This window comes from Actinocorallia lasiicapitis, assembly GCF_054778695.1.
Genome location: NZ_BAAGZI010000038.1, coordinates 21,336 through 27,912 on the forward strand (window position 1 = coordinate 21,336; position 6,577 = coordinate 27,912).

Here is a 6,577-nt window from a genome sequence, read left to right on the forward strand (position 1 = left end):
TCCGGTGCGCTCACACCTGGTGCGCGCGGCGGGCGAAGAGCGCGGCGCCGACGATGCCCGCGTCGTTGTGCAGGGCCGCCGGGACGATCGGGGCGCGCACCCCGTCGATCAGCGGCAGGAACTTCTCGTGCTTCTTGCTGACACCGCCGCCGATGATGAACAGGGACGGCGAGAACAGCGCCTCGAGGGTCCGGTAGTACTCGCTGAGCCGTTCCGCCCAGGCCTCCCAGGACAGCTCATGGGACTCCCTGACCAGCTCGGACGCCCTCTTCTCCGCCTCTTTCCCGCGGATCTCCAGATGCCCCAGCTCCGTGTTGGGGATGAGCTGCCCGTTCCAGAACAGGGCGCTGCCGATCCCGGTGCCGAGCGTCGTCATGATCACCAGACCGGGGACTTCACGGCCCGCCCCGTACTTGACCTCGGCCAGGCCGGCGGCGTCGGCGTCGTTCAGGACGTGCACCTCGTCCCCGAGGTCGCGGGAGAACAGGGCGTCGGCGTCCGTCCCGATCCAGGCGTGGTCCACGTTCGCGGCCGTGTACACGACCCCGCCGTGCACCACTCCGGGAAACGTCACCCCGGTCACCCCGCGCCACCCGAAATGCCGCGCGATCTCCATGACGACCTCGGCGACCGCCTCGGGCTTCGCCGGTCTCGGCGTGGGCAGCTTCAGCCGTTCGACGACCAGGGTCCCGGTCTCCGTATCGACCGGAGCGCCTTTGATCCCCGTCCCACCGACATCGATCCCCAGTGCACGCATACCGAAGCCCTACCCGAATCCCCGTTCCCCATCCCCACCAAAGATCACAAATCGCCCGCCCTGCCCGCGCCCAAAGTTAGCTTTGCACCCTTTCGGGATCGCCATGGGGAGGCGTCGGGCAGCATCGAGACCGAACCGTCCACTCGCAGCAGGAGGTCGATCATGACCGATATGTCTGGCAAGATCAACGAGTTCGAGGGCAAGGCGAAGGAGACCGTCGGCAAGGCCACCGGCGACGCCGAGACCGAGGGCGAAGGCATGGCCGAGCAGCTCAAGGGCCAGGCCCAGGAGCTCGGTGAGAAGGCCAAGAAGGGCGCGAGTGAGGTCAGCGAGAAGGCCAAGAAGGGTGCGAGCGACGCGGCCGAGAAGATCAAGGGCATGTTCAAGAGCTGAAACGCGCCTTCACGGGCTGACCTGACCGGTCGGCTCGCACACCCCGTCGCTCACCCGGTGGCGGGGTTCACGCGTTCCTGATCAGGTCGGCGGCACGCTCACCGATCATGATCGACGGCGCGTGGGTGTGGCCCCGGTTGATCCGCGGCATCACCGACGCGTCGACGACCCGCAGCCCCTCGATCCCCCGGACCCGCAGCTCGGGGTCGACCACGGACGTCTCCTCGACGCCCATCCGGCAGGTCCCCACCGGGTGGTACAGGGTCTCGCTGTGGTCGCGCACGTGCTGCTCCATCGCGGCCTCGTCGGAGTCGCCGGGGTAGGGCGCGTACGGCTCGCCGGTGTACGGCTTGAGCGCGGCGGACGCCAGCAGCTTCTCGGCGGCCCGCATCCCGAACACGATCCGCCGCAGATCGGACTCGCCCGACAGGTAGGCGGGCTCGATCACCGGGTGGTCGGCGACGTCCGCGGACGCCAGCGTGATCCGCCCGACGCTCTCCGGCTGGAGCAGCACGACGCCGACCGTGATGCCTTCGCCGGTCGGCTCGTCCAGGCCGTGGTTGACGAACGGCCCGGGCGCGAAGATCAGTTCCAGGTCGGGCGCCTCCAGCGCGGGGTCGCTCTTGAGGAACACGACGGCCTCGCCGACGTTCGTGCTGAGCGGCCCCTTCTTCAGCAGCAGGTACTTGACCAGGTTGACCGGCGACTCGGCGCCGGACAGCGACACCTTCTGCAGGCACTGCCGCAGCACGCCCACCGACAGGTGGTCCTCCAGGTGCCTGCCGACGCCCGGCGCCTCCCGCACGACCTCGATGCCGTGCGCGGCGAGCTCCTCGGCGTCGCCGACGCCCGACAGCATCAGGAGCTGCGGCGAGCCGATCGCGCCCGCGCTGAGCACGACCTCGCGCCTGGCGACGATCTCCTGCCCGCCCGCCAGGACGCCGACCGCGCGGCCGTCCTCGATCAGCACCTTCCCGACCTGCTTGCCGGTGATGACGGTGAGGTTCTTCCGGCCGAGGTTCGGCTTGACGTAGGCGTCGTGGGCGCTCCAGCGGCGGCCCTTCTTCTGGGTCACCGGGGTGATGCTGAAGCCCTCGTTGGTGGGGCCGTTCAGCTCGTCGAGCCTGGTGTAGCCGAGCTCCGCGCACGCCTCGAGGAACGCGAGGGTCGTGACGTTCGGCGACCGCTGCTCCTCGACGTGCAGCGGCCCGTCGGTCCCGTACACGCCGCCCTTGTTGCTGCCGACCCGCTTCTCGGCCTTCTTGAAGTAGGGCAGCACCTCGTCGTAGGACCAGCCGGGCACGCCCCAGCCGTCGTAGTCCTCCTTGACGCCGCGCACCCACATCATCGCGTTGATGCTGGACGAGCCGCCGAGCACGCGTCCGCGCGGCCAGTACAGTTCGCGTCCGGCCAGTTCGTCCTGCTTCGCGGTGTGGTAGTTCCAGTCGTACTCGGTCTTGAAGGTCTTCGGGAACGCCGCGGGAACGTGGATCTCCATCTTCTTGTCGGTGCCGCCGGCCTCGATCAGCGCGACCGTGACCCCGGGGTCCTCCGACAGCCGCGCGGCCAGCACGCTTCCGGCCGATCCGGCTCCCACGATCACGTAGTCGTACTCCACGGCGCGCTCCTCCGAGAAAAATGAATGACTGGTCATCCCGGACTTAACACCCGGGACGGACCCGCTGTCCAGCATCAAAAGCGTTACGGAGCGAGCAGCACCAGCTCGAACGCGGAGCCGCCCGTGACCCAGCGCTGGGGCGACGACGGCGGGAGCCGCGCGACCGCGTCGGCCGGTGTGGCGATGATCACCGAGGCCGGGACCACGCAGGAGCGGGGAGCGAGCGATTGGCGCCACTCCCCCGGGCCGCCCGCCAGGATGATCGTCCCCGACTCGGCGACGGCCACCGCTGCCACGGCGAACCCCGCCCGTCGCAGGCCCGCCAGCTCCCCGTCCCCGACCGGCCGGAACTCCGACAGTTCGTACACGCGCGGAACGATCTGCCCGATCGGCGCGGCCAGCGACGGATCCTAAGGAAAAGGATCCCGTGCGCCCGTCGACGGTGTTCGGGGCGCGCGGGATCCTCGTCCGGCCGGGGCACGCGGCCCCGGAGTGCTGCTAGATCTTGGTCCAGGCCTCGGTGAGGACGGCGCGGAGCTTCTGCTCGATCTCGTCGAAGATCGCCTGGTCGGCGATCAGCGGCGGCGAGAGCTGGACGACGGGGTCGCCGCGGTCGTCGGCGCGGCAGTACAGGCCCGCGTCGAACAGCGCCTTGGACAGGAAGCCGCGCAGCAGCCGCTCGGACTCGTCGTCGTTGAAGGTCTCCTTGGTGACCTTGTCCTTGACGAGCTCGATGCCGTAGAAGAAGCCGTCGCCGCGGACGTCGCCGACGATCGGCAGGTCGAGCAGCTTCTCGAGGGTGGCGCGGAACGGGCCCTCGTTGCGCCGCACGTGGCCGAGGAGGTCCTCGCGCTCGAACAGGTCGAGGTTGGCCAGCGCGACGGCCGCCGACACGGGGTGCCCGCCGAAGGTGTAGCCGTGGGCGAACATCGTGTCGCCGTGCTTGAACGGCTCGAACAGCCGGTCGTGGACGAGCATCGCGCCGAGCGGCGAGTAGCCCGAGGTGAGGCCCTTGGCCGAGGTGATGATGTCGGGCACGTAGTCGAACTTCTGCGCGCCGAACATGGTGCCGAGCCGGCCGTAGGCGCAGATGACCTCGTCGGAGACCATCAGCACGTCGTACTTGTCGCAGATCTCGCGGACCCGCTGGAAGTAGCCGGGCGGGGGCGGGAAGCAGCCGCCGGCGTTCTGGACGGGCTCGAGGAAGACCGCGGCGACGGTGTCGGGGCCTTCGAAGACGATGGCCTCCTCGATCCGGTTCGCGGCCCACTGGCCGAACAGGTACTCGTCGTCCGCGTGGTACTCGGCGCGGTAGAAGTTGGTGTTCGGCACCCGGAAGGTGGACGGCACCAGCGGCTCGTAGGGGGCCTTGAACGCCGGGATACCGGTGATCGACAGGGCGCCGTGCGGGGTGCCGTGGTAGGCGACCTGCCGGCCGACGACCTTGTGCTTGGTCGGCTTGCCGACCAGCTTGAAGTACTGCTTGGCGAGCTTCCACGCCGACTCGACGGCCTCGCCGCCGCCGGTGGTGAAGAAGACGCGGTTGAGGTCGCCGGGGGCCTCGTTAGCCAGCCGCTCCGCGAGCTCGATCGACTTGGGGTGGGCGTAGGACCACAGCGGGAAGAACGCCAGCTCGGCGGCCTGCTTGGCGGCGGCCTCCGCGAGCTCCTGGCGGCCGTGGCCGGCCTGCACCACGAACAGGCCGGCGAGGCCGTCGAGGTACTGCTTGCCCTTGTCGTCGTAGATGTAGGCGCCGTCACCGCGGACGATCACCGGCACCTCGCCGCCGTTCTCGTAGGTCGAGTGGCGGGTGAAGTGCATCCAGAGGTTGTCTCGGGCTGCTGCCTGGAGGTCGGTCATCACATTCTTCCTTGAAAGGTCTTCGCCGACTTAATCCGTGGCCGTTCTCAAACCTGAGTACGGATTCACGTGTGAGATTGGCTGAGCACGACGATATCCGAAGATCCTGCCCCCGCGCGACCCCGGATCGCATACCGAATGCGATTCTGTCCTTTTCGCCTGGCCCGGAGTACCGTCGGGCGGCATGGGAGAGCTCAAGACGATCAAGGCGGCCGGGATCGACTTCGCCTACCTGTCGGCAGGTCCGGCGACCGGGCCGCTGGCCCTGCTCCTGCACGGATTCCCCGACACCCCGCACTCGTGGCGACACCTCCTGCCCGCGCTGGCCGACGCCGGATACCGCGTGGTCGCGCCCTATCTGCGAGGCTACGCCCCGACCTCCGTGCCCGCCGACGGCGCCTACCAGACCGGCGCGCTGGCCGCCGACGCCAACGCCCTGCACGAGGCCCTGGACGGCGGCCCCGACGCGGTGATCATCGGCCATGACTGGGGCGCCGCCGCCACCTACGGCGCCACCAACGCCGCCCCCGACCGCTGGCGCAGAGCGGTCACGCTGGCCCTGCCGCCGATCAGCGCGCTGCTCGCCTCGTTCTTCCGCTACGACCAGCTCAAGCGCTCGTTCTACATCTTCCTGTTCCAGACCCCGCTGGCCGAACTGTCCGTCAACGAGGAGTTCCTGACCGCCCTGTGGGCCGACTGGTCGCCGGGCCACAGCGAGGACCTCCGCCCGGTGTTCGACGCGATCCTCGCCGACCCCGCCAACACCGCCGCGGCGCTCGGCTACTACCGCGCCATGTTCGACCCCGCCCTCCACCAGCGCGCCTACGCCAGGGCGCAGCTCGCACTGACCAAGGTCGGCACCGTCCCCACCCTCTACCTGCACGGCGGGCGGGACGGCTGCATCGGGCCCGAGACCACCGGGCTGGCCGACGGGAGCCTCCTCGCCCAGTTGCCGCCCGGCTCGCGCACCGAACTGATCGGGGACGCGGGCCACTTCCTGCAGACCGACCGGCCCGGCCAGGTCAACGCCGCCGTCCTCGACTGGCTGGCCTGAGCCCGTCCCCCGTCGGTAACGCCGGGGTGGCGAAGCGGACACCGAGGGTCCATTTCCCCTGATTACGGTCGGCAAGTGGTTCCCCTTCTGCTGCTGAGCGTCGCCCTGATGACCGGGGTGGGGCTGCTCGGCCCGTCCGCGGCCGTGCCCGCGGGCGACTGGCCCGTCCCCTCCGGCCGGCCCGACGACCTGCTGGTGATCGTCCTGCTCTGGACGGCGCTGCTGGCCGGGCTGGCCGGAACCCTGCTCGGGCTGCGGCGGGCCGCGGAGCCAGGCCCCGAACCGGCGGGGCCGCCGCTCTCGAAGATCCTGTTCTGGTTCGGGACGTCCGCCGCGATCGTGCTCACCCTCCTGCCGCCGATGGGTTCCACCGATCTGATGGACTACGCGACCTACGGGCGGATCGCGGTCCTCGGCCACAATCCGCATGAGTGGACCCCGGCGGACCTGCGGGCGCTCGGCGATCCCGTCGCCGCGTTCTCCTCCGACGCGTGGCAGACCACGCCGTCGGTCTACGGGCCCGTCGCGACGGCCGTCCAGGGGCTGGCGGCCGTCCTCGGCGGAGCTTCCGTCACCGCCATCGTTCTCTGGCTCAAGGTCGCCAACACTCTCGCGTTCCTGGCCGCCGGGGCGCTGCTGACCCGGCTGACCACCCCGCTCCGCGCCCAGCTGCTCTGGACCGCGAACCCGCTGCTGCTCTGGTCGGTCTGCGCGGGCGGCCACCTCGACGGGCTCGCCACCGCGCTCGCCCTCGCCTTCCTGGTCCTGCTGCGGAGCCGGCCGCTGGCGGCGGGCCTGTTCCTCGGCCTCGCGACCGCGATCAAGGCGCCGTTCGCGCTCTTCGCGGCCACGGCGCTCCCCCGCGGGCCCGTCACGGGCACCGCACGACGCCGCG

Annotated in this window: 6 protein-coding genes and 1 pseudogene; 3 read left to right on the forward strand and 4 right to left on the reverse strand. The window is 70.3% G+C overall.

Features of this window, described 5'->3' with window-relative positions:
• Positions 1-10: 10 nt before the first annotated feature.
• On the reverse strand, positions 11-757 hold the full coding sequence (ppgK, locus tag ACYVE7_RS07335) for a polyphosphate--glucose phosphotransferase (RefSeq protein WP_460363798.1): 747 nt from the start codon (positions 755-757) through the stop codon (positions 11-13).
• 162 nt (positions 758-919) lie between these two features.
• On the opposite strand from ppgK, the gene ACYVE7_RS07340 reads away from it, so the two are divergent.
• Complete coding sequence (locus ACYVE7_RS07340; protein ID WP_460363799.1) at positions 920-1,150, forward strand: CsbD family protein; 231 nt, start codon at positions 920-922, stop codon at positions 1,148-1,150.
• 67 nt (positions 1,151-1,217) lie between these two features.
• On the opposite strand, the gene ACYVE7_RS07345 is transcribed toward ACYVE7_RS07340, so the two are convergent.
• The 3 genes from ACYVE7_RS07345 to ACYVE7_RS07355 all read right to left on the reverse strand — a co-directional run bounded on the left by ACYVE7_RS07345 (position 1,218) and on the right by ACYVE7_RS07355 (position 4,628).
• On the reverse strand, positions 1,218-2,768 hold the full coding sequence (locus tag ACYVE7_RS07345; protein ID WP_460363800.1) for a GMC family oxidoreductase: 1,551 nt from the start codon (positions 2,766-2,768) through the stop codon (positions 1,218-1,220).
• Between the two features lie 83 nt (positions 2,769-2,851).
• A complete protein-coding gene (locus ACYVE7_RS07350) occupies positions 2,852-3,136 on the reverse strand; it encodes a hypothetical protein (protein WP_460363801.1) in 285 nt (94 codons plus the stop codon).
• A 130-nt stretch (positions 3,137-3,266) separates the two neighbouring features.
• A complete protein-coding gene (locus ACYVE7_RS07355) occupies positions 3,267-4,628 on the reverse strand; it encodes an aspartate aminotransferase family protein (RefSeq protein WP_460363802.1) in 1,362 nt (453 codons plus the stop codon).
• A gap of 184 nt (positions 4,629-4,812) precedes the next feature.
• Between ACYVE7_RS07355 and ACYVE7_RS07360 the strand changes: the two genes are divergently transcribed.
• Together ACYVE7_RS07360 and ACYVE7_RS07365 are read left to right on the forward strand one after the other, a co-directional pair.
• Positions 4,813-5,682, forward strand: coding sequence for an alpha/beta fold hydrolase (locus ACYVE7_RS07360; RefSeq protein WP_460363803.1), 870 nt, complete (start codon positions 4,813-4,815; stop codon positions 5,680-5,682).
• Positions 5,683-5,757: 75 nt separating this feature from the next.
• Positions 5,758-6,577 (forward strand): annotated as a pseudogene (locus ACYVE7_RS07365) (polyprenol phosphomannose-dependent alpha 1,6 mannosyltransferase MptB); the annotation flags it as partial.